Source organism: Inquilinus limosus DSM 16000 (assembly GCF_000423185.1).
GTDB classification, from domain to species: Bacteria; Pseudomonadota; Alphaproteobacteria; order DSM-16000; family Inquilinaceae; genus Inquilinus; species Inquilinus limosus.
Genome location: NZ_AUHM01000002.1, coordinates 283,211 through 304,763 on the forward strand (window position 1 = coordinate 283,211; position 21,553 = coordinate 304,763).

A 21,553-nucleotide genomic window follows, 5' to 3' on the forward strand; every position below is an offset into this window, starting at 1 on the left:
TCACCCGCCCCCGGGCCGGAGCCATAGTGGCGGAAACGGGGGAGCAATACGATGCGGCGAATCCTGCACCTGGCCTTGGGTCTCGGGGCATTTGCGGCTGCGGCCGGCCCGGCTTTGGGTCAGGCGACGCCCGAGGAAGCGGCGAAGCTGAAGGCGGTGCTGGAGGCCTGGGTCGCCTCGGGGGTGCCGCTGGGTCCGGAAGAGGCGAATTATCTGGTGTGGCGCCTGCCCGCCACCCTGTCGATCGGCCGCTGGCGGGTCGAACCGGACGGTGCCGGCTATCGGATCTCCTCTCCCGGCACCCGGGCCCTGCTGTCCCGAGGCTTCGGGGGGCTGTTCAGCCCGACCGTGTTGTTCTGCACCACCAGCCGGCTTCGCGCGGCCCCGATCCGGCCTGGCTCGTTTTCCCTCACCGCCGAGGATACGCTCTCGTGCCGGTTGGAATGGACCGATGAGCCGCCTCTGCGGCTGGTCGCCAAGAGCCAGGAAACGACGGGTACCATCGAGCTGGGGGATCGGCCCAGCGCATCGCATGAAATCATCCTGAACCAAGTCACTTTCGAGAAGGGCATCAATGCCAGCGCTGCCGAGGGCTATGCCCCTACGCCGCAGCCGACGATCAAGCGGCTGACGGTATCCGGCACGCGGCGAGCTGCGGAGGACAGGCGGTCCGACCTCACGTCCCGCATCGTCCTGGAGGGCTTGGCGGGACCGTCGCCGGCCGGAACCGGCATGGTCAGCGCCGACCGGATCGTGTACGAGGCTGGGAGCCAGGGCACCGATGTGGTGGCGTTGAGCGCATCGGCCATCGCGCTGGCCAAGCGCCTTGCCGGAGACGCGAGGGTGACCGGCCAGGCACCCGACGATGATCCGGCGGTGCAAGCCTTACTGGAGAGCCTCCTCGGTAGCGTAGGGCCCGATAGCCGCCAGGAGATCAGAGTCCAGGGACTGGCCGCCTCGACGCCAACGGTCCGAGTCAAGGCGGAATCGCTGGATTTCGGCGCCGCGGCTAGCGATTTCGGCCGGGATGGTGTGCGCATCAGCGCCCGGCTTGACGGCAAGGGGCTGGCAGTCGAGCCGCTGACCGCCTATGCCGATTGGGTTCCGGTCGAAGCGACCGCTCAGATCTCCATCGACAATGCGCCGCTCTGGACGATCCTCTCCAAGCAGATGCTCCCGGGCGAGCACACCCCCGAGGACGACGCGCAATGGATGCTTGAATCGCGCACGCGCTTCCGTGTCGACGGCGTCCATCTCACCGCGCCGGGCGGGGCGCTCGATCTCAAAGGCGAGATTGTGATGAGTCCCGATGCCGTCCTGGGCTCGGCCGGCAAGCTCCAGATGCGCCTGACCGGGATCGACGGGCTGGTCAAGGCGCTGCAGGCCGATCCGCAGGCCAGCCAGATCGCGGCGGGCTTGAGCGTACTGCAGGTGCTGGGCCGGCAGACCACGCTGCCCGACGGCCGGTCGGCGCGCGACTACGACATCGTGATCGACCCGTCCGGCAAGGTCCTGGTCAACGGCGCCGATGTCCAGGCGCTGGTCCCGAAGCCGCTCTGATCACACCCCGTAGAAGCCGCGGTACCACTCGACGAAGCGGGGAATGCCGACCTCGATCGGCGTCGTCGGGTGGAAGCCCACGGCCGCCTCCAGCTCCGCCACATCGGCATAGGTCTCGGGCACGTCGCCCGGCTGCAGGTCGCGGAAGATCTTCTGCGCCTCGCGGCCCAGCGCCCGCTCCAGCACCGCGATCATGTCCAGCAGCGCCACCGGTTGGGTGTTGCCGATGTTGTAGAGCCGATAGGGCGCAGCGCTGGAGGCCGGGTCCGGCCGGTCGCCGGACCAGTCCGGGTCGGGCGCCGGCACCCGGTCCAGCACCCGGGCCACGCCTTCGACCAGGTCGTCGATATAGGTGAAGTCGCGCAGCATCCGGCCGTGGTTGAACACCTCGATCGGCCGGCCTTCCAGGATGGCGCGGGTGAACAGGAACATCGCCATGTCCGGCCGGCCCCAGGGGCCGTAGGCGGTGAAGAAGCGCAGGCCCGTGACCGGCAGGCGGTAGAGATGGCTGTAGGAATGGGCCATCAGCTCGTTCGCCTTCTTGGTCGCGGCGTAGAGGCTGAGCGGATGGTCGACATTCTGGCGCACCGAGAACGGCATCGCCGTGTTGGCGCCGTAGACCGAGCTGGAGGAGGCGAAGACCAGGTGGCGCACCCCGTGGTGGCGGCAGCCTTCCAGCACGTTGAGGAAGCCGACGACATTGGCGTCGACATAGGTCTCGGGGTGGCTCAGCGAATGCCGCACCCCGGCCTGGGCCGCGAGATGCGCCACCAGCGCCGGCTTCACCTCGGCGAACAGCCCGGCCACGCCCGGCCGGTCGGCGATGTCGAGGCGGCGGAAGGCGAAGCCGGGGTGCCCGGCCAGCTGCGCCAGCCGTGCCTCCTTCAGCCGCACGTCGTAATAGGGGCTGAGATTGTCGATCCCGACCACCCGCCGCCCGGACTCGAGCAGCCGCCGGGCCAAGGCGAAGCCGATGAAGCCGGCGGCCCCGGTGACCAGAACAGGCTCGGCGGTGGGGACCGGGGCGGGCATCTAGAGACTCCAATAGGCCAGGCGGGGCGGCACCCTGGCCGGATCCAGCGCCGATTTCACATCCATCACCAGGCCGCCATCCTTGAGGCAAGCCCAGAATTCCTCGCGCGGCCGGTCGAGATAGGCCCGGTGCGGCACCGCCAGCACCAGCGCGTCGAGGTCGCGGAACGCGTCGAGGCCGGCGAGGTCGAGCCCGTATTCCCGCCGCGCCCGGTCCGGATCGGCCAGCGGGTCGTGCACCAGCGGCTCGATGCCGTAGGACCGCAGCTCGGCCACGATGTCCGGCACCCGGCTGTTGCGCAGGTCGGACACGTTCTCCTTGAAGGTCAGGCCGAGGATGCCTGCCCTGGCGCCGAGGATGGTGCAGCCCTGCCGCGCCAGCACCTTGACCAGCTTTCCGGCCAGGAAGGCGCCCATGCCGTCATTGATGCGGCGGCCGGCCAGGATCATCTCCGGCCGGTAGCCGACCGCCTCGGCCTTGGCGGTGAGGTAGTACGGATCGACGCCGATGCAATGGCCGCCGACCAGGCCAGGCTGGAACCTGAGGAAATTCCATTTGGTGCCGGCCGCTTCCAGCACCTCCGCGGTGCGCAGGCCCAGCCGGTCGAAGATCATCGCCAGCTCGTTCATCAGGGCGATGTTGAGGTCGCGCTGGGTGTTCTCGATCACCTTCGCCGCCTCGGCCACGCGGATCGACGGCGCCCGGTGGATGCCGGCCGGGACGATCGCGCCATAGGCGGCGGCCACCCGCTCCAGCGTCGCCGCGTCCTGGCCGGCGACGACCTTGACGATCCGCTCCAGCCGGTGCTCGCGGTCGCCGGGGTTGATCCGCTCCGGCGAATAGGCCAGGGCGAAGTCGGTGCCGGCGCTGAGGCCGGAGGCGCGGGCCAGCGCCGGGCCGCACACCTCCTCGGTGGCGCCGGGATAGACCGTGGACTCGAACACCACCACGGCGCCGGGCCTGAGCGCCCGGCCGATGGTCTCGCAGGCGCGCAGCAGCGGCCCGAAATCCGGCCGGCGCTCGGAATCGATCGGGGTCGGCACGGTGGCGACGAAGAAGCTGGCGCCGGCCAGGTCCGCCGGATCGGCGGTGACGGTGAGGTCGGCTGCGGCCAGCTCCGCGGCCTCGACCTCGCCGGTGACGTCATGGCCGTCGCGCAGGGCGGCGACGCGGGCGGGGTCGATGTCGAAGCCGATCGTGCCGGGAAAGCGCCGGGCGAAGGCCAGCGCCACCGGCAGCCCGACATAGCCGAGCCCGATCACGGCGATGCGTTCGGTCGTCATCGTCCGATCTCCGCCGACCCGTTCGCGTTGCCTCTCCCGCTTGCGGGAGAGATCGGAGACGCGGAGCGGCTCCGGGTGAGGGCCCTTTGTCGAGGCCGGTGCCAGCCCTCACCCGGACGTCCTGGCGGACGTCCGGCCTCTCCCGCCCCGCGGGAGAGGCCACGCGTGGTGCCGGTCGGCAGGGCTGTGCGGGTACCCGAGCACCTGCGCCTCGGCAGAGTGCGCCCGGTCATGCCGCCGACCGGCGGGCGCGGGGGCGGCGCTTCGGGGCGGCGGGCAGCGGCCGGGCCACCGGATCGGCCAGCACCTCGCCCAGCGTGCTGCGGATCTGCGCCAGCTTCGCCTCGTGCTCCACCTTCAGCCCGAACACGTCCTTGACGTAGAACACGTCGACGGCGCGGGCGCCGAAGGTGGAGATCTTGGCCGAGGAGATCTGCAGGCCGAGCCCGGTCAGCGCCCGCCCGACCGCGTGCAGCAGGCCCGGCCGGTCGCGGCCGTTCAGCTCGATCACCGTATGGGTGCGGCTGGCCTCGTTGTCGATCAGCACGCGCGGCGCGATCGAGACCGAATGCAGGCGCGGATAGCTGCGGTGCCGCCGCTCGAGCTCCGCCGACATCTTCATCTCGCCGGACAGGCTGCGCTCGATCGACACCCGCACCCGGGCCAGCTTCTCCGGCGCGTCGAAGGCGCCCCCTTCGACCGCGTCCTGCACCAGGAAGGTGTCGAGCGCCATGCCGTCGGCGAAGGTGAAGATCTTGGCCTCGACGATGGTGCCGCCGGAGACGGCGATGGCGCCGGCCAGGCGCGAGAACAGGCCGGGATGGTCGGCGGTGTGGATGGTCAGCTCGGCCACCGTGCGTTCCTGGTCGACCCGGATGTCGATCGCCAGAGCTTCGCCCTCCTCCTCGGCGGCGCGCACCAGCCGGGCGTGGCGCGCCTGGGTGGCGCCGTCGAAGGCCAGCCAGTAGGCGCGGCTGGCCTTGCCGACATAGGCCTCGACCGCCTCGCGCGGCCAGTCCGCCAGCGCCTGGCGCAGTTGCTCCTTGGCCTGGTCGACGCGGTGCTCGACGCCGACCGCTTCGTCGGCGCCGGACAGCCGCTCCTCGGCCCGGTGGTACAGCTCGGCCATCAGCGTCGCCTTCCAGGCGGTCCAGCGGCCGGGGCCGACGGCGCTGATGTCGGCCGCGGTCAGGACCAGCAGCAGGCGCAGCCGCTCCGGGCTCTCCACCGCGGCGACGAAGTCCTGCACCGTCTTGTCGTCCTCGATGTCGCGCTTGAAGGCGGTGTCGCTGAGCAGGAGGTGCCAGCGCACCAGCCACTGCGCGGTCTCGATCTCCTCCGGCGTCAGGCCGAAGCGGGGGCCCAGCTTGCGCACCACCCGCGCGCCCAGGATCGAATGGTCGCCGCCGCGGCCCTTGGCGATGTCGTGGCACAGGAGGGCGACGTAGAGCGCCCGGCGCGACCCGGTCTTGCGCATCACCTGGGTGGCCAGCGGCAGCGTCTCCGCCGCCTCGCCGGTCTCGATCCGGTGCAGGATGCCGAGCGCGAACAGCGTGTGCTCGTCCACCGTGTAGGTGTGGTACATGTCGTACTGCATCTGCGCCACGACCCGGCCGAAATCCGGGATGAAGCGGCCCAGCACGCCGGCCTCGTTCATCCGCCGCAGCGGGATCTCGGGGTCCTGCTCCGCGGTCAGGATCTCGAGGAAGATGCGGTTCGCCTCCGGATCCTCGCGCAGCCCGTTGATCAGGTCGATGTTGCGGGTGATCAGCTTCAGCGCCGCCGGGTGGATGTCGAGGTCGCGCGCCTGGGCCACCCGGAACAGCCGGATGATGTCGACCGGATGCTCGCGCAGCTGCTTCTCGCCGGCCAGGCTGATGCGGTCGCCGTCCAGCGGCAGGCCGTCGACCATCGGCGCCGAGAATCCGAGGAAGGCCAGGCCCCGCTTCGGCCGGCGCTGGCTTTCCGCCTCCAGCGCCGCGCAGAAGATCCGGGTCAGGCTGCCGACCTCCTTGGCGACCAGGAAGTAGTGCTTCATCAGCCGCTCGACGCCCTTGGCGCCGGCATGGTCGGTGTAGCCGGCGACGCGCGCCAGCTCCGGCTGCAGGTCGAAGGTCAGCCGGTCCTCGGCCCGGTTGGTCAGGTAGTGCAGATGGCAGCGCAGGGCCAGGAGGAAGCTTTCCGAGCGGCGGAAGCGCCGCGCCTCCTCCGCCGTCAGCACGCCCTTGGCGACGAGGCCGTCGACGTCGTCGACCTGGTACAGGTACTTGCCGATCCAGAACAGGGTCTGCAGGTCGCGCAGGCCGCCCTTGCCCTCCTTGACGTTCGGCTCCAGCACGTAGCGGCTGTCGCCCATGCGGCGGTGGCGGGTGTCGCGCTCGGACAGCTTGGCCTCGGTGAAGGCGGCGCCGGTGCCGGCCGCGACCTCCTCGACGAAGCGGCGACGCAGCGTGTCGTAGAGCGACGGCTCGCCCCACAGGAGGCGCGTCTCCATCAGGCTGGTGCAGATGGTGACGTCGCTGCGGGCCAGGCGCAGGCTGTCGTCGACCGAGCGCACGGAGTGGCCGACCTTCAGCCCGAGATCCCACAAGAGGTAGAGCATGTACTCCACCACCTGCTCGACCCGCGGGTTGCGCTTGTAGGGCAGGAGGAACAGGAGATCGATGTCGGAGAAGGGCGCCAGCTCGCCGCGGCCATAGCCGCCGACCGCGGCGATGGCGAAGCGCTCGCCCACCGTCGGATTCGACACCGGGAACAGCCGCGACACGGTGAGCGAGGCCAGCGCCCCGATCAGCTCGTCCATCAGATAAGCGGATTCGGCGACGCAGGCGTCGGCTGTCCCCGCCTCCTCGACGAAGCGGCGGCGGATCACCGCGCGGCCGGCCGCCAGCGTCTCGCGCAGCGCCGCCAGGATCGCGCCGCGCTGGGCCTGCGCGTCGCCCGTCGTCAGCGCCTCGTGCAGCCGCCGCTCCAGCGCCGCGGGGTCGACGATCTCGAGCGGCGCCTCGATCCGTTCGCCGCGCCCCGCGGCCGAGGCAGGGGACGGGACGGCCGGTGCGGCGGTCGCGGCGCCGCGCGGCAGGAAGCGGCGGAGGCGGCCCCGAAGGCCGGGACGGGCGCCAGGGCGGATTGCGGTCTCGTCGGGCATGATCAGGTCTTAACCCGCAACTCTCGCACTGTATACGACCTGCGTTGCCTTGCGGCGAGGTGAATGCGGCTCCGGGCGGCGAAGAGCGTATCGGGATATACGGTCGAGCCGCCCGGGGCCGCAGGCGCCCGCCGCAAGGCAACCCTTCGGGCCGGTTGAAGACGCCGGCAGGGTGCGTCGCCGCGCTTGCCCGATGTGCCGCATCGCGCCGCGCGCGGCTCCTGCCCTGCCGGCGTCTTGAACCGGCGCAGGCCGTACACAGTGCGAGAGTTGCGGGTTATGTGAGCAGCGCCTTCAGAGCATACAACCGTTCCAGCGCTTCGCGCGGCGTCATCGCATCGGGGTCGAGCGCCGCGATCGCCGTCTCCAGCTCGGACGGGCCGGTCGGCGCCGCGGCCGGGGCCGCGGTGCGGGCGGCCGCGGCCGAGAACAGCGGCAGGTCGTCGACCAGCTTGGCGACGCTGCGGCCCTCCTTGCCCTGCTCCAGCGCCTCCAATACCTCCTGCGCCCGGCCGACCACGGCGGCCGGCAGCCCGGCCAGCCGGGCGACGTGGATGCCGTAGGAACGGTCGGCGGTGCCCGGCGCCACCTCGTGCAGGAAGACGATGTCGCCCTGCCATTCCTTGACCCGCATGGTGTGGCAGGCCAGGCGCGGCAGCCGCGTCTGCAGCGCCGTCAGCTCGTGGTAATGGGTGGCGAACAGGGCCCGGCAGCGCGTCGTCTCGTGCAGGTGCTCGACGCAGGCCCAGGCGATCGACAGCCCGTCGAAGGTGGCGGTGCCGCGGCCGATCTCGTCGAGGATGACCAGCGCCTTCGGGCCCGCCTGGTTCAGGATCGCCGCCGTCTCCACCATCTCGACCATGAAGGTGGAATGGCCGCGCGCCAGGTCGTCGGCGGCGCCGACCCGGCTGAACAGCCGGTCGACGACGCCGATCTCGGCCTCCTCCGCCGGCACGAAGCCGCCCATCTGGGCCAGCACCGCGATCAGCGCGTTCTGGCGCAGGAAGGTCGACTTACCGGCCATGTTCGGGCCGGTCAGCAGCCACAGACGGCGGTCCTCCGACAGGTCGCAGTCATTGCCGACGAAGGGGCCGGCCTGGGCCTCCGCCAGGGCGATCTCGACCACCGGGTGGCGGCCGCCCCTGATCCGGAACTCGGTGCCGCCGGTCACCTTCGGCCGGCAATAGCGCCGCTCCACCGCCAGCTCGGCCTGCGAGGCGGCGACGTCGAAGCAGGCGAGCGCGCGGATGGCGCCGGAGATCGCCTCGGCCCGGCCGGCCACCTCGGCCACCAGATCGGCGAACAGCCTGAGCTCGATCGCCAGCGCCTTGTCCGCCGCCTCGGCGATCGACCGCTCCAGCGTGCTCAGCTCGACCGTGGTGAAGCGCATCGCCGAGGCCATGGTCTGGCGATGGATGAAGGTGCCGGCATGCGGCGGCTGCAGCAGCTTCTCCGCCTGGTTGGCCGAGACCTCGATGTGGTAGCCGATGACGTTGTTGTGGCGGATCCTGAGGTTCTGGATCTTCGTCTCGTCGGCATAGCGCTGCTGCAGCGCCGCGATCAGCCGGCGGGATTCGTCGCGCAGGGTGCGGACCTCGTCCAGCTCCGGCAGGTAGCCCGGCGCGATGAAGCCGCCGTCGCGGATCAGCAGCGGCAGGTCCTCGGCCAAGGCCCGGGCCAGCCGGTCGACCAGCCCGTCATGCTCGCCGAGCTCGGCCGCGGCGCGGGACAGCAGCGGCGGCAGGTCGAGGAAGCGCGGCGCGCCGAGCTGTTCGCGTAAGCGCCCGCCCTGGCGCAGCGCGTCGCGGATCGCCGCCAGGTCGCGCGGCCCGCCGCGGCCGAGGCCGAGCCGGGTCAAAGCCCGCTCCGCATCCGGGCAGGCGCGCAGCAGGGCGCGCAGGTCCTCGCGCAGCCTGCCGTCCTCGACCAGCGCCTGGACGGCGTCGAGCCGCTCGGCGATGGCCTCCGGGTCGGTCAGCGGCGCCGCGAGATGGGCCGCCAGCATCCGGGCGCCCGGGCCGGTGACGGTGCGGTCGATCGCGGCCAGGAGGCTGCCGCGGCGCTCGCCCGACAGGGTCCGGGTCAGCTCCAGGTTGCGGCGGGTGGCGACGTCGATCTCCATCACCGCGCCGCGCGGCAGGCGGCGCGGCGGCGACAGGCGCGGCAGCGCCTTCTGGGTCAGCTGGATGTAGTCGACCAGGGCGCCGGCCGCCGCGACCTCCGCCCGCTCGAAGCTGCCGAAGGCGTCGAGCGTGCCGACCCGGAACAGCTCCTGCAGGCGCCGCCGCCCGTTCTCGCTGTCGAAGCGGGCGCCGGGCTGCGGCGTCAGCCGCATCTTCCATTCGCCGAGCAGCTCGAACAGCTCCGGGTTCTGCAGCACCCGCTCGGGCAGCAGGATCTCGCTCGGGTCGAAGCGCGCCAGCGCCGCGCCCAGCCGGTCGGGCGCGGTCGGCTCGGTGACGAGATCGCCGGAGGAGATGTCGACCGCGGCGATGGCGAGCGTGCCGGCGACATCGGCCAGCGCCACCAGGTGATTCGCCGCGCGCGGTTCGAGGAGCCCGTCCTCGGTCACCGTGCCGGGGGTGACGATGCGCACCACCTCGCGCCGCACCAGGGTCTTGCCGGAGCGCTTCTTCGCCTCCTCCGGACTCTCGGTCTGGTCGCACAGCGCGACGCGGAAGCCCTGGCGGATCAGCCGAGCCAGATAGGCCTCGTGGCTGTGGGCGGGCACCCCGGCCATCGGGATGTCCTCGCCCTGGTGCTGGCCGCGCTTGGTCAGGGCGATGTCGAGCGCCGCCGCGGCCTTGACCGCGTCGTCGAAGAACATCTCGTAGAAATCGCCCATCCGGAAGAACAGCAGGCAGTCCGGATGGGCCGCCTTGGCTTCCAGATACTGCGCCATCATCGGCGTGACGGACGAATCGGTCGTCGCGGGGATGCTGCTGTCGGGCAAGGCTGTCGGCACAAACTGCGGGATCGGATCGGCGAAGCGCGGACCGTAGCACGTGCATGCAGGTGCCGGAACGCGGTTGCGCCGACACCCGGCTTCAGGCCGCGGGCAGCGCCCTTTCTGATTGCCTCTCCCGCTTGCGGGAGAGGTCGGAGACGCGAAGCGGCTCCGGGTGAGGGCCTTCCGGCCGCGATGCCCGGAGCATCGCTTCCGAATCGGGCGGAGCATGCGCTCGCTCACTGCGAAATGCGTGATCGCGACGAGGCCGCTATCCCCCCCTCACCCGGACATCCTTCGGATGTCCGACCTCTCCCGCAAGCGGGAGAGGTCACGCGCTCCAAAGCCCGCGGTCGCTCGCAACATCGACGGTGCCGACGTTCCAGAAGGGCTCATTCGAAAAGGAAGGTCGAGGCCGCCGTTCAGGCGGCCTCGACTTGGTGCAGCATCCGCTGCATCACCAGCTCGTCGCCCAGGGTCTCGCCGGTCTCGACGAAGCCTTCGGAGGCGTAGAGCCGGCGGGCGGCGGCGTTGGCCGGCACCACGCCCAGCAGCACCCGCTCGCCGCGGGGCAGCCGCGCCAGGATGGCGAGCGTCGCCCGCAGGGCGGCGCGGCCGAAGCCGCGGCCCTGGAACCGGGCGTCGATCATCAGCCGGTAGATCCAGCGATGGCCGTCATCCGGATCCAGCGCGTGCATGACGAAGCCGACCGGGCCGCCATGGCTGGCGTCGCAGACCCCGAGGGCCGCGCACCAGGGCGAGGCGTCCGCCTCGGCGATGGACTCCGCGTTGTCGGCGACGAAGCCCTCCTGCCCCGGCGCCACCCGGAGCGAGGCGAACACCGCCCGGTCCTGCGCCGTGACCAGGGGGACGAGCCGCACCGCCGGCGCGGCCGGCTGGGGCGGCGCACGATATGCGTACATGATCATAGTCCTATCCAGCGTCGAAGCCCCGGCGTTCGGGCGGCGACATGCGGTCGCGCGCCCGGCCCGAGGCCGGTGGAACGGCGGTCGATCTATGGATGGGAAGCGGCGGGACGGCGTCCGAAGACCCCGCCCCGCTGCCGTATCAAGATCGTAACCCGACGTCGCGTTTCAGATGCTCGCTCAGCGAGTCGGTGTCGCGGGGTTTTCGGCGCGGCGTCACGAGGACGCGGCCCAGCTCCGCAAAGGCGACGACGACGAGCGACAGGGACGGACGGAAGGCACGCTTCTCGGTCGAGATATGCATGATGGTCTCCAACAGGTCTGGAGGTGGGAAAACCGTCCGGCCGCCACGGGGCAAGCCGATGGGGTCGGACGGGGCGAATCCGCACGGCGGGCGCCGGGCGGAATGGGGTGACGGTTAGGGTGGACGATCGGATGCGGAGTCGTCGGAAGCGGCCCGCAAGGGTCCGTCCGGCGTGTCGGCAACGATCAGGTCAGCGCAGGGAAAATGTCAGGTCGGTCGAGTCGACGAGAACTGATCGTGCAGACGTTCAGGCGGCCTGGCCGCGGTAAGCGAGAACGATGGTCATTGCACGATCCTCCCTGGAGTTCGGAGTGGGAACGAGAGATACGGGATCGCCGCTGCGGTCCGCAAGCGACTTTTCAAGGGGTCGCGCGAAGATGGCGCAGCGTTGCATCGAAGCCACACTCGGAAGGGCCGGCCCGCATTGGGCTTGACGGTCCGTCCCGCCGAAGGGTCCATTACTCGGCCCGTCACGCTGCGCCCGCGGACAACATGACCAAGACCTCGCTCGACGACGATGCCCTCGCCCTGCACGCCCAGGGCCGCCCCGGCAAGCTGGAGATCAGCGCGACCAAGCCGCTGACCACCCAGCGCGACCTGTCGCTGGCCTATTCCCCGGGCGTCGCGGCGCCGTGCCTCCGGATCCATGCCGATCCGGCCACGGCCTACGACTACACGGCCAAGGGCAACGTCGTCGCCGTGATCTCGAACGGCACCGCGGTGCTGGGCCTCGGCGACCTCGGCGCGCTGGCCAGCAAGCCGGTGATGGAGGGCAAGGCCGTCCTGTTCAAGCGCTTCGCCGATGTCGACGGCATCGACCTCGAGGTCGACACCCGCGACGTCGACGAATTCGTCAACTGCGTGCGCTTCCTCGGCCCCTCCTTCGGCGGCATCAACCTCGAGGACATCAAGGCGCCGGACTGCTTCGTGATCGAGGCGCGGCTGCGCGAGCTGCTGGACATCCCGGTGTTCCACGACGACCAGCACGGCACCGCGATCATCGCCGCCGCCGGGCTGATCAACGCGCTGGAGCTGACCGGCCGCGCCATCGGCGACGTCCGCATGGTGCTGAACGGCGCCGGCGCCGCCGCCATCGCCTGCGTCGAGCTGTTCAAGTCGCTGGGCGTGCCGGCGCAGAACATCATCCTGTGCGACAGCAAGGGCGTGGTCTGGCAGGGCCGCACCGAGGGCATGAACCAGTGGAAGGCGGCGCATGCCGTCGACACGCCGCACCGGACTTTGGCCGAGGCGGTCAGGGGCGCCGACGTCTTCATCGGCCTGTCGGTCAAGGGCGCGATGACCCAGGACATGGTGAAGTCGATGGCCGACCGGCCGATCGTCTTCGCCCTGGCCAACCCCGACCCCGAGATCACGCCGGACGAGGTCCGCGCGGTGCGGAAGGACGCGATCATCGCCACCGGGCGGTCGGACTATCCGAACCAGATCAACAACGTCCTCGGCTTCCCCTACATCTTCCGCGGCGCGCTCGACGTCCGAGCCCGCACCATCAACGACGCGATGAAGCTGGCCGCGGCCCACGCTTTGGCCCGCCTCGCTCGGCAGGACGTGCCGGACGAGGTCGACAGCGCCTATTCCGGCCGCCGGCTGCGCTACGGCCCCGACTACATCATCCCGGTGCCCTTCGACCCGCGCCTGATCGAGGAGGTGCCGCTGGCCGTCGCCCAGGCGGCGATGGAGTCGGGCGTCGCCCGCAAGCCGATCACCGACATCGCCGCCTACCGCCAGAGCCTGCGCCGCCGCCTGGACCCGACCGCGGACAAGCTGCAGCTGATCTTCGACAAGGTGGCGGAGAACGGCACCCGCGTGGTCTTCGCCGAGGGCGAGGAGGAGCGCACGATCCGCGCCGCCATCGCCTTCCGCGCCCAGGGATACGGCACGCCGATCCTGATCGGCCGCGAGGAGCGGGTGCGCGAGACCATGGCCCGGATCGGCCTCCCGGAGGCGACCGCCGCCGAGCTCGAGATCCACAACGCCCGGCTGTCGAAGCACAACGAGCGCTACATCGACTTCGTCTACGGCCGGCTGCAGCGCCAGGGCCTGCTGCAGCGGGACGTGGCCCGCATGGTCAACCAGGGCCGCAACATCTTCGCCGCCTGCATGGTCGCGCATGGCGACGCCGACGCCATGGTCACCGGCCTGACCCGCAACTTCACCACCTGCTTCGAGGAGATCACCCGGGTGATCGATCCGGCGCCGGACCATGTGCCCTTCGGCCTGTCGATGCTGACCGTGCGCGGCGGCACCGTGCTGATCGCCGACACCACGGTGCATGAGCGGCCGGATCCGGAGCTGCTGGTCGACATCGCCCTGCAGGCCGCGGCCAAGGCCCGGGCGCTGGGGCACGAGCCGCGCCTGGCCTTCGTCTCCTCCTCCAATTTCGGCCAGCCGATGCGCGAGTTCACCCAGCGCATCCGCGACGCGGTGACGATCATGGACGCCCGCGCCAAGGCCGGCGGGGTCGATTTCGAGTATGACGGCGAGATGACCGCCGAGGTGGCGCTGGACTACGCGCTGATGAAGCGCCTCTACCCCTTCGCCCGCCTGTCCGGCCCGGCCAACCTGCTGATCATGCCGGCGTTGAACGCGGCCAATATCGGCGCCAAGATGCTGCAGAAGCTGGCGGGCGCCTCGCTGATCGGCCCCCTGATGTGCGGCCTGGAGAAGCCGGCGCAGGTGGTGCAGATGGGCGCGACGGTGAACGAGATCGTGACCGCGGCGGCGCTGGCCGCCTACGACGCCCTGGCGCAGCGGCGCTGACCCGGCCCGGCCGGTTCGCTGCGCCGCACAAAAAAGCCAGGGCGACCCGCGGGGAGGGAATGGCTCGGCACTAGCCGTCGGGCGCGGTCCGCATTATGGTCCGCGCCCGGAACCCTCAGGAACTGACCAAGGGCCGTCATGGATATCAGCAAGATCGCGGTCGGGGTGAACCCGCCCTTCGACGTCAACGTCATCATCGAGAACCCGATGGGCGGCGTTCCGGTGAAGTACGAGCTCGACAAGGAGTCGGGGGCGATGTTCGTCGACCGCTTCCTGCACACCGCGATGGCCTATCCGGGCAATTACGGCTTCATCCCGCACACCCTGTCGGGCGACGGCGACCCGGTCGACGTCATCGTCGTCGGCCGCGAGCCGGTGATGCCCGGCGCCGTGCTGCGCGCCCGCCCGGTCGGCGTGCTGCTGATGGAGGACGAGGCCGGCCAGGACGAGAAGATCCTGGCGGTGCCGGTGTCGAAGCTGCACCCCTACTACAACAAGGTGCAGAGCTACGAGGACCTGCAGGAGATCCTGCGCGACCAGATCGCCCATTTCTTCGCCCACTACAAGGATCTGGAGAAGGGCAAGTGGGTCCGCATCCTCGGCTGGGAAGGCCCGCAGCGGGCGGCCGAGATGATCGTCGACGGCATCGAGCGCGCCAAGACCGACAAGAAGAGCGCCGCCGAGTAACCCATGGAGGCCGCGCCATGACGGCATCGCTGGAGATCACGGTCGGGGACATCACCCGGCTCGAGGTCGACGCGATCGTCAACGCGGCGAATGAGAGTTTACTGGGCGGTGGCGGCGTCGACGGCGCCATCCACCGCGCCGCCGGTCCCGAGCTTCTCGCCGAATGCCGCACCCTGGGCGGCTGCCCGACCGGCGAGGCCCGCATCACCAAAGGCTATCGGCTGCCGGCGCGGCACGTGATCCACTGCGTCGGCCCGGTCTGGCACGGCGGCGGCCGGGGCGAGGACGACCTGCTGGCCGGCTGCTACCGCGCCGCGCTTCGGCTGGCGCAGGAGAACGGCTGCGCCAGCATCGCCTTTCCCGCCATCAGCACCGGCGTCTACCGCTTCCCGCCCGACCGCGCCGCCGGCATCGCCGTCGCCACGGTGCGCGCCACGCTGCCGGACACGCCTGCGGTGCGACGCGTGATCTTCTGCTGCTTCGACGAGGCGACGGCCGAGCGGTATCGGGCGGTGCTGGGAGCGTAGAGCGCCAGGACTGATCCGGTTCCTGCCTCACACCGCCCACCCCTCTCCGTCATTGCGAGGAGGCGAAGCCGACGAAGCAATCCATCGTCCCGCACGAGCTGCTGCATGGATTGCTTCGCTGCGCTCGCAATGACGGTGTTGGGAAGAGGCTGCGCGCCTCTCTGCCCGCGACCTCTCCCGGCCATCGATTGACGAACATCCCCGCTTGAGCCCGGAGCCCCGCTCGGCCACCCTGGGGCGACGGTTTCCGGCGGGAGCCTCACATGTCGGTCCGCAACCTGGACGCCCTGTTCCGCCCGGCCTCGATCGCCCTGATCGCCGCCGGCCCGATCGGCGCCGTGCTGGGCCGCAACCTGTTCGCCGGCGGCTTCGACGGCCCGGTGATGCCGGTCGCCCCCGGGGCGCGGTCGGTCGGCAGCGCCCTCGCCTACCCCTCGGTCGCGGCCCTGCCGATGGCGCCGGACCTGGCGGTGATCGCGGCGCCGCCCGAGGCCCTGCCCGGCCTGATCGCCGAGCTGGGCCGCCGCGGCACCCGCGCCGCCGCGATCGTCGGCACCGACCGGCCGGCGGCGGCGGACGGGCCGGACGGCGCCCGGCTGCGCCAGGCGATGCTGGACGCGGCCCGGCCGCACCTCCTGCGCATCCTCGGCCCCGACGGCTTCGGCCTGCTGGCGCCGCATCACGGCGTCAATGCCAGCCTGGGCCATGTCGCGCCCCGGCCCGGCGACCTGGCCTTCGTCAGCCAGTCCGGCACCGTCGCCGCCGCGGTGCTGGACTGGGCCACCCAGCACGGCATCGGCTTCAGCCATGTGGTGTCGCTGGGCGGCATGGCGGATGTCGATTTCGGCGACATGCTGGACTGGCTGGCCGCGGACGGCCGCACCCGCGCCGTGCTGCTGCACATCGAGACGATCAGCCACGCCCGCAAGTTCATGTCGGCGGCCCGCATCGCCGCCCGCACCAAGCCGGTGGTGGTGATCCGGCCCGGCCTCGACGAGAGCCCGGCGGGCGATGTCGACGGCTTGGCCGGCCCGGACGCGGTCTACGACGCCGCCTTCCGCCGCGCCGGCATGCTGCGGGTGTTCGATCTGATCGAGCTGTTCGACGCGGTCGAGACCCTGGCCAGCGGCCTCAGGGTCGAGGGCGAGCGGCTGGCGATCCTGACCAACGGCGCCGGGCTCGGCCTGCTGGCCGCCGAGGCGCTGACCGATGTCGGCGGCGCCGTGGCCGAGCCGGCGCCGCCGACGCAGGCGCGGCTGCGGACGATGCTGCCGCCGGGCGCCGGGCGCGCCGATGCCGGCGCCGCCGGCCTGGTCGATCTCGGCGACGCGGCGCCGGGCGATCGCTACGCCCACGCGCTCGAGGCGCTGCTGCCCGACCCCGGCAAGGATGCGGTGCTGGTGGTGAACGGCCCGAGCGCGATCGCCGACCCGGTCGAGGCGGCCCGGGCGGTGGCCTGCACGGTGGCCGAGGCGGCGCGGCGCGACGGGCGGCGCCCGCCGGTGCTGGCGAGCTGGCTGGGCGCCGCCGGCGAGGCCCGGCGCCTGTTCGCCGAGGCCCGCATCCCCGCCTATGCCACGCCCGGCCAGGCGGCGCGCGCCTTCATGCATCTGGCCCGGCACCGGCGCAACCAGACGATGCTGATGCAGACGCCACCGGCCCTGCCGGAGGAGTTTCAGCCGGACGTCGACGCCGCCCGGGCGGTGATCGCGGCGGCGCTGGCGGAGGGCCGGGCCGAGCTGACCGGGGCCGAGTCGCGGTCGGTGCTGGACGCCTACCGGATCCCGCTGGAACCGGAGGGGGCCGCCGCCCCGGCCGAGGCGCACCCGCTGGTGCTGGGCATCGACGAGGATCCCGTGTTCGGCCCGGTGCTGCTGTTCGGCCAGGGCGGCGCCGCGGCCGAGGTGCTGCGCGACGGCGTCGTCGCCCTGCCGCCGCTCAACGCCCCGCTGGCGCGCGAGCTGATGATGCGCGCCCGGGTCTGGCGGCTGCTGCAGGGCTATCGCGGCCGGCCGAAGGCCGATCTGGACGCCGTCGCCCTGACCCTGGTGAAGCTGTCGCAGCTCGCCGCCGACCTGTCGGAGGTCACGGCGCTGCGGATCAACCCGCTCCACGCCGGCGCCGGGGGCGTGCTGGCGCCCGGCGCCGGCATCCGGGTGCGGCCGCCGCTGCCGCCCGGGACGCCGCGCTTCGCCATCCGGCCCTATCCGCAGCGGCTGGCGCAGCGCCTGGCGCTGCGCGACGGGCGTGAGATCACGCTGCGGCCGATCCGGCCGGAGGACGAGCCGGCGATCCGCGAGATGCTGCAGCGGTCGAGCCCGGAGGATGTGCGGCTGCGATTCTTCAGCGCCATGCGCAGCTTCAGCCACGAATTCGCCGCCCGGCTGACCCAGATCGACTACGACCGCGAGATGGCGCTGGTCGCCGAAGGCGCGGAGGACGGGCGGCGGGTCCTGCTGGGCGCCGTGCGCATCATCGCCGACCCGGACGGCGAGACCGCGGAATACGGCATCATGGTGCGCTCCGACCTCAAGGGCCTGGGCCTCGGCCACCGGCTGATGACCGAGATCATCGGCTATGCCCGCAGCCGCGGGCTGAAGCAGATCTTCGGCGAGGTGCTGCGCGAGAACGTCACCATGCTGCGCATGGCCGAGGAGCTGGGATTCGCCCGCGAAGACGTGCCGGATGAACCCGGTCTCATTCATGTGACGATTTCGCTCGACGATTTGCCCGATCTAAGTCAGCATTCCTTGTAGATGCTGCCGCCCAGGGGATGGGTGGTCGTGTTTTTCTTCTTTGAATGAAACACTTGTGCGTATAAGTTGAGGGTCTGCATGAATTCGTAGGGCCCGCGGCAGGGACGCTGCCGGCCTTTGGTATTTGGGGGTGGAGGGGAAGATGCCAGGGACGAACCGCTGGACCAGGACGGTTGCGGCCACGGCCTTGCTCGCGGGCCTGCTCGCCGCCTGCGCCGAGACGCCGAAGCCGAAGCCTCAGGTCGCCTACCGGGGTGAATGGGGCGCCGAGATCCACGAGGCCTCGCGCCGCTTCAACATCCCCGAGGAATGGATCCGCGCGGTGATGCAGGTGGAGAGCGGCGGCCAGACCCATTGGAAGGGCGGCCAGCCGATCACCAGCCACGCCGGCGCCATGGGGCTGATGCAGGTCATGCCCGGCACCTATGAGGAGCTGCGCTGGGCCCATGGGCTGGGCGGCGATCCTTACGAGCCGCGCGACAACATCATGGCGGGCGCCGCCTATATCCGCGAGATGTACGACCTGTACGGCTATCCCGGCTTCCTCGGCGCCTACAACGCCGGGCCGGAGCGGTACCGGCAGTATGTCGAGGAAGGCCGGCCGCTGCCGCGCGAGACGCGGCGCTACATGGACATCATCGCGCCGCAGATCGCCGGCATCCTGCCGGGCCGGGACGGCGGCAGCGACCGGATGACCCAGTACGCCGCCAACCAGATTCAGCAGAAGGCGCCGGCGGCGATCCGCATGGCCCCGATTCCCGACGGCTCCTCGACCCGGAACACGACCGTGGTCGCCGCGATGAAGCCGATCCCGGACGGGTCCTCGACCCGGAACACCACCGTCGTCGCGGCAATGAAGCCGATCCCGGACGGGTCCTCGACCCGCGGCACCACCGTCGTCGCGGCGATGCAGCCGATCCCGGACGGGTCGAGCACGGCGTCGGCGCTGCCGCCGGTCCGCGTGGTGCAGCCCGGCCCGGTGCAGATGCGCCCGATCCCGGACGGCGGCACCACCCAGCTGGCCGCGGCGGCCCCGGTGGCGCGCCCGGCCGCGCCGGCACCGGTGCGCATGGCCCCGATCCCCGACGGCAGCACCCAGGTCGCCGACGCCGCCCCGGCCGCCCGTCCGGCTGCGCCGGCGCCGGTGCGGATGGCGCCGATCCCGGATGCCCCCGCGGCGCGGCCCCAGGCCGAGATGCAGGTGGCGGCCGTCACGCCGGCCCCGGTCCCCGCCGCCCGCACCGCCGTGGCGCCGACCCGCATGGCGCCGATTCCCGACGCGCCGCCGGCCCGTGTGGCCTCGGCCAAGACCGGCCGCGCGCTACCCCTCCAGCAGGTCGCCGACGCCAGCGAGCCGCGCCGCCAGTCCAACGGCCTGCCCGCCGGCTGGTTCGTGCCGAGCGCGCCGGTCAAGTAGCCGGCGCCGCCCCCGCAACGAAAAGGCCCGCGCTGCCTGACCGGCGGCGCGGGCTTTCTCTTTGCGATCGGAACGATGCCGCTCAGGCGGCGTCGGGCACGCCCATGGGGCGCCGATAGCTCCAGGCGCCGAGCGGCGGCAGGTTGCGCCAGACGAAATCGACCATCCGGCCCTGCAGCCCCAGCTTGCGCCGCGGCAGCGGCGACAGGATCTGGTTGGTCAGCTGCAGGAACCGGCCGGACCGGCCCATGCGGGCGAAGGCGGCGTCGACGATCTGCCGCTGCAGGTCGAGCGGGAACCAGATGATCGGCAGGCTGGACACCACCACGGACAGCCGCTTGACCCCGACGTCATCCAGCATCCGGCCGATCTCGGCCACATCGCCCTCCAGCACCGTGACGCCGGGGAAGCGCTGGCGCAGCACGGCGCAGAATTCGGGCATCTTCTCGACGACGATCAGCTTCTCGGGCGGCAGCCCCGTCGCCAGCAGCCCCTCGGTCAGGCTGCCGGTGCCGGCGCCGAGCTCCAGCACCGGATCGCTGCAGCGGGGATCGACATGCCGGGCGAAGGCGCGCGCCACGGCCGGGCTGGACGGCGCCCAGGCCGCGACCTTCAGCGGCGATCGGGCCCAGATGCGGAAGAACAGCCACGAATCTTTGCTCACGCGACATCTCCGTGCCGTTTGCTAAGACAAACGCCAGTCTTGGCAGAGAGTTCCCGAGAGGAGAATCAGGCCTGCGCCTGAACATCCAGCGAGTAGCCGGCGGACCGCACGGTGCGGATCAGGTCGACGTCGCTGTCGTCGTTCAGCGCCTTGCGCAGGCGGCGGATATGCACGTCGACCGTGCGCGGCTCGACATAGACGTCGTGGCCCCAGACGATGTCGAGCAGCTGCTCGCGGCTGAACACCCGGCCGGGATGCTGCATGAAGTGCCGCAGCAGGCGGAACTCGGTCGGGCCGAGATGCACGTCGCGGTTGCCGCGGCGCACGCGGTGGCCGCCGAGATCCATGCTGAGATCGGCGTAGCTGAGGATGTCGCCGGCGCTGGAGGGCGAGGTGCGGCGCAGCACCGCCTTGATCCGGGCCATCAGCTCCGGCGTCGAGAACGGCTTGGCGACATAGTCGTCGGCGCCGGAATCGAGGCCGCGGACGCGGTCCCCCTCCTCGCCCCGCGCGGTCAGCATGATCACCGGGATGTCGCGGGTCTTGGTGCCGCGGCGCAGCTGGCGGCAGACCTCGATGCCCGAAAGATGCGGCAGCATCCAGTCGAGCAGCACCAGATCCGGGCGCTGCTCGCTGGCCAGGAGCAAGGCTTCCTCGCCGTCATAGGCGGCGAGGACGCGGAAGCCCTCGCGCTCCAGGTTGTAGGTCAACAGCGTGACGAGATCGACCTCGTCCTCGACCACCAGAACCAGCGGCTGGATGCCGGCCCTCATGCGTTCTCCTCCGGCTTTGCCTCGGGGGTGACGACGGTGAAGGAGGTGGCGTCGCCCTTCGGCCGCACATCCGTCACCGGCTTGCCTGTCAGCAGGAAGTGGATCAGCTCGGCGATGTTGGTCGCGTGGTCGCCGATCCGCTCGATGTTCTTCGCGATGAACAGGAGATGGGTGCAGGGGGTGATGTTGCGCGGATCCTCCATCATGTAGGTGAGGGTCTCGCGGAACAGGCTGGTGTAGAGGTCGTCGACCGATTCGTCCTGGCGCCAGGCCGACAGCGCCTTCTCCAGGTCGCGCTCGGTATAGGCGTCGAGCACGTCCTTGATGATCTGCTGCACCATCCGGCCCATGCGCGGCAGCGCCATCACCGGCCGGACCACCGGCACCTGGACCAGGGCCAGGGACCGCTTGGCGATGTTGGCCGCGTAGTCGCCGATCCGCTCCAGATCCGAAGCGATGCGCAGCGCCGACACCACCTCGCGCAGATCGACCGCCATCGGCTGGCGCAGCGCCAGCGACCGGATCGCCACGGCGTCGATGGAGGCCTCGTAGGCGTCCATCTGCTCGTCGCTGCGCATCACCCGGTCGGCGAGGTCGGCGTCGCGCCGGACCACGGCCTGGATGGCGAGCTCGAGCTGGCTCTCCGCCAGCCCGCCCATCTGCACGATGGTGCGGCGCAGCGTCTCCAGTTCCTGGTCGAAGGATTTGACGATGTGCTCGCTGGACATGGGCGGTGGTTCCGGTTCTCTG

General features: G+C 71.3%; 15 protein-coding genes. 6 read left to right on the plus strand and 9 right to left on the minus strand.

From position 1 onward, the window contains the following. Positions 1-51: 51 nt before the first annotated feature. On the plus strand, positions 52-1,560 hold the full coding sequence (locus tag G537_RS44215) for a hypothetical protein (RefSeq protein ID WP_026869211.1): 1,509 nt from the start codon (positions 52-54) through the stop codon (positions 1,558-1,560). Here G537_RS44215 and G537_RS0105280 read toward each other — a convergent pair whose 3' ends face one another. From G537_RS0105280 to G537_RS43525, 6 genes are all read right to left on the minus strand, one after another. Then, the gene (locus tag G537_RS0105280) at positions 1,561-2,592 is read right to left on the minus strand and encodes an NAD-dependent epimerase (protein WP_026869212.1); all 1,032 of its coding nucleotides are present in this window, start codon (positions 2,590-2,592) and stop codon (positions 1,561-1,563) included. After that, positions 2,593-3,876, minus strand: coding sequence for a nucleotide sugar dehydrogenase (locus tag G537_RS0105285; RefSeq protein ID WP_026869213.1), 1,284 nt, complete (start codon positions 3,874-3,876; stop codon positions 2,593-2,595). A gap of 229 nt (positions 3,877-4,105) precedes the next feature. Beyond that, entirely contained in the window at positions 4,106-7,024 is a 2,919-nt protein-coding gene (locus G537_RS36570) for a [protein-PII] uridylyltransferase (RefSeq protein WP_081688597.1), read from the minus strand. A gap of 277 nt (positions 7,025-7,301) precedes the next feature. Next, positions 7,302-9,929, minus strand: a complete 2,628-nt coding sequence (mutS, locus tag G537_RS0105295) for a DNA mismatch repair protein MutS (RefSeq protein WP_051248081.1) — start codon at positions 9,927-9,929, stop codon at positions 7,302-7,304. Between the two features lie 464 nt (positions 9,930-10,393). Then, positions 10,394-10,894: a GNAT family N-acetyltransferase gene (locus G537_RS0105300; RefSeq protein WP_034850832.1), complete on the minus strand. Its 501-nt coding sequence runs from the start codon at positions 10,892-10,894 to the stop codon at positions 10,394-10,396. Positions 10,895-11,039: 145 nt separating this feature from the next. After that, positions 11,040-11,201 carry a hypothetical protein gene (locus tag G537_RS43525; protein WP_155888511.1) on the minus strand — a complete coding sequence of 54 codons (162 nt, stop codon included), beginning with the start codon at positions 11,199-11,201 and terminating at the stop codon, positions 11,040-11,042. Positions 11,202-11,693: 492 nt separating this feature from the next. On the opposite strand from G537_RS43525, the gene G537_RS0105310 reads away from it, so the two are divergent. From G537_RS0105310 to G537_RS41925, 5 genes are all read left to right on the plus strand, one after another. Then, on the plus strand, positions 11,694-13,979 hold the full coding sequence (locus G537_RS0105310) for an NADP-dependent malic enzyme (protein WP_026869216.1): 2,286 nt from the start codon (positions 11,694-11,696) through the stop codon (positions 13,977-13,979). A gap of 138 nt (positions 13,980-14,117) precedes the next feature. Beyond that, positions 14,118-14,666 carry an inorganic diphosphatase gene (gene ppa, locus G537_RS0105315; RefSeq protein ID WP_026869217.1) on the plus strand — a complete coding sequence of 183 codons (549 nt, stop codon included), beginning with the start codon at positions 14,118-14,120 and terminating at the stop codon, positions 14,664-14,666. A 17-nt stretch (positions 14,667-14,683) separates the two neighbouring features. Continuing rightward, complete coding sequence (locus G537_RS0105320) at positions 14,684-15,193, plus strand: O-acetyl-ADP-ribose deacetylase (RefSeq protein ID WP_026869218.1); 510 nt, start codon at positions 14,684-14,686, stop codon at positions 15,191-15,193. Between the two features lie 263 nt (positions 15,194-15,456). Further along, a complete protein-coding gene (locus G537_RS0105325; RefSeq protein WP_026869219.1) occupies positions 15,457-17,949 on the plus strand; it encodes a bifunctional acetate--CoA ligase family protein/GNAT family N-acetyltransferase in 2,493 nt (830 codons plus the stop codon). Positions 17,950-18,091: 142 nt separating this feature from the next. Next, entirely contained in the window at positions 18,092-19,366 is a 1,275-nt protein-coding gene (locus G537_RS41925; protein ID WP_081688598.1) for a transglycosylase SLT domain-containing protein, read from the plus strand. An 82-nt stretch (positions 19,367-19,448) separates the two neighbouring features. Here the strand turns inward: G537_RS41925 and G537_RS36580 are convergent, their stop codons facing one another. The 3 genes from G537_RS36580 to phoU all read right to left on the minus strand — a co-directional run bounded on the left by G537_RS36580 (position 19,449) and on the right by phoU (position 21,531). Further along, complete coding sequence (locus G537_RS36580) at positions 19,449-20,030, minus strand: class I SAM-dependent methyltransferase (RefSeq protein ID WP_051247929.1); 582 nt, start codon at positions 20,028-20,030, stop codon at positions 19,449-19,451. 65 nt (positions 20,031-20,095) lie between these two features. Next, positions 20,096-20,803, minus strand: coding sequence for a phosphate regulon transcriptional regulator PhoB (phoB, locus tag G537_RS0105340; RefSeq protein WP_026869220.1), 708 nt, complete (start codon positions 20,801-20,803; stop codon positions 20,096-20,098). Next, positions 20,800-21,531: a phosphate signaling complex protein PhoU gene (gene phoU, locus G537_RS0105345; protein ID WP_026869221.1), complete on the minus strand. Its 732-nt coding sequence runs from the start codon at positions 21,529-21,531 to the stop codon at positions 20,800-20,802. Before phoU ends, phoB begins: the two co-directional genes overlap by 4 nt. Between the last annotated feature and the right edge of the window lie 22 nt (positions 21,532-21,553).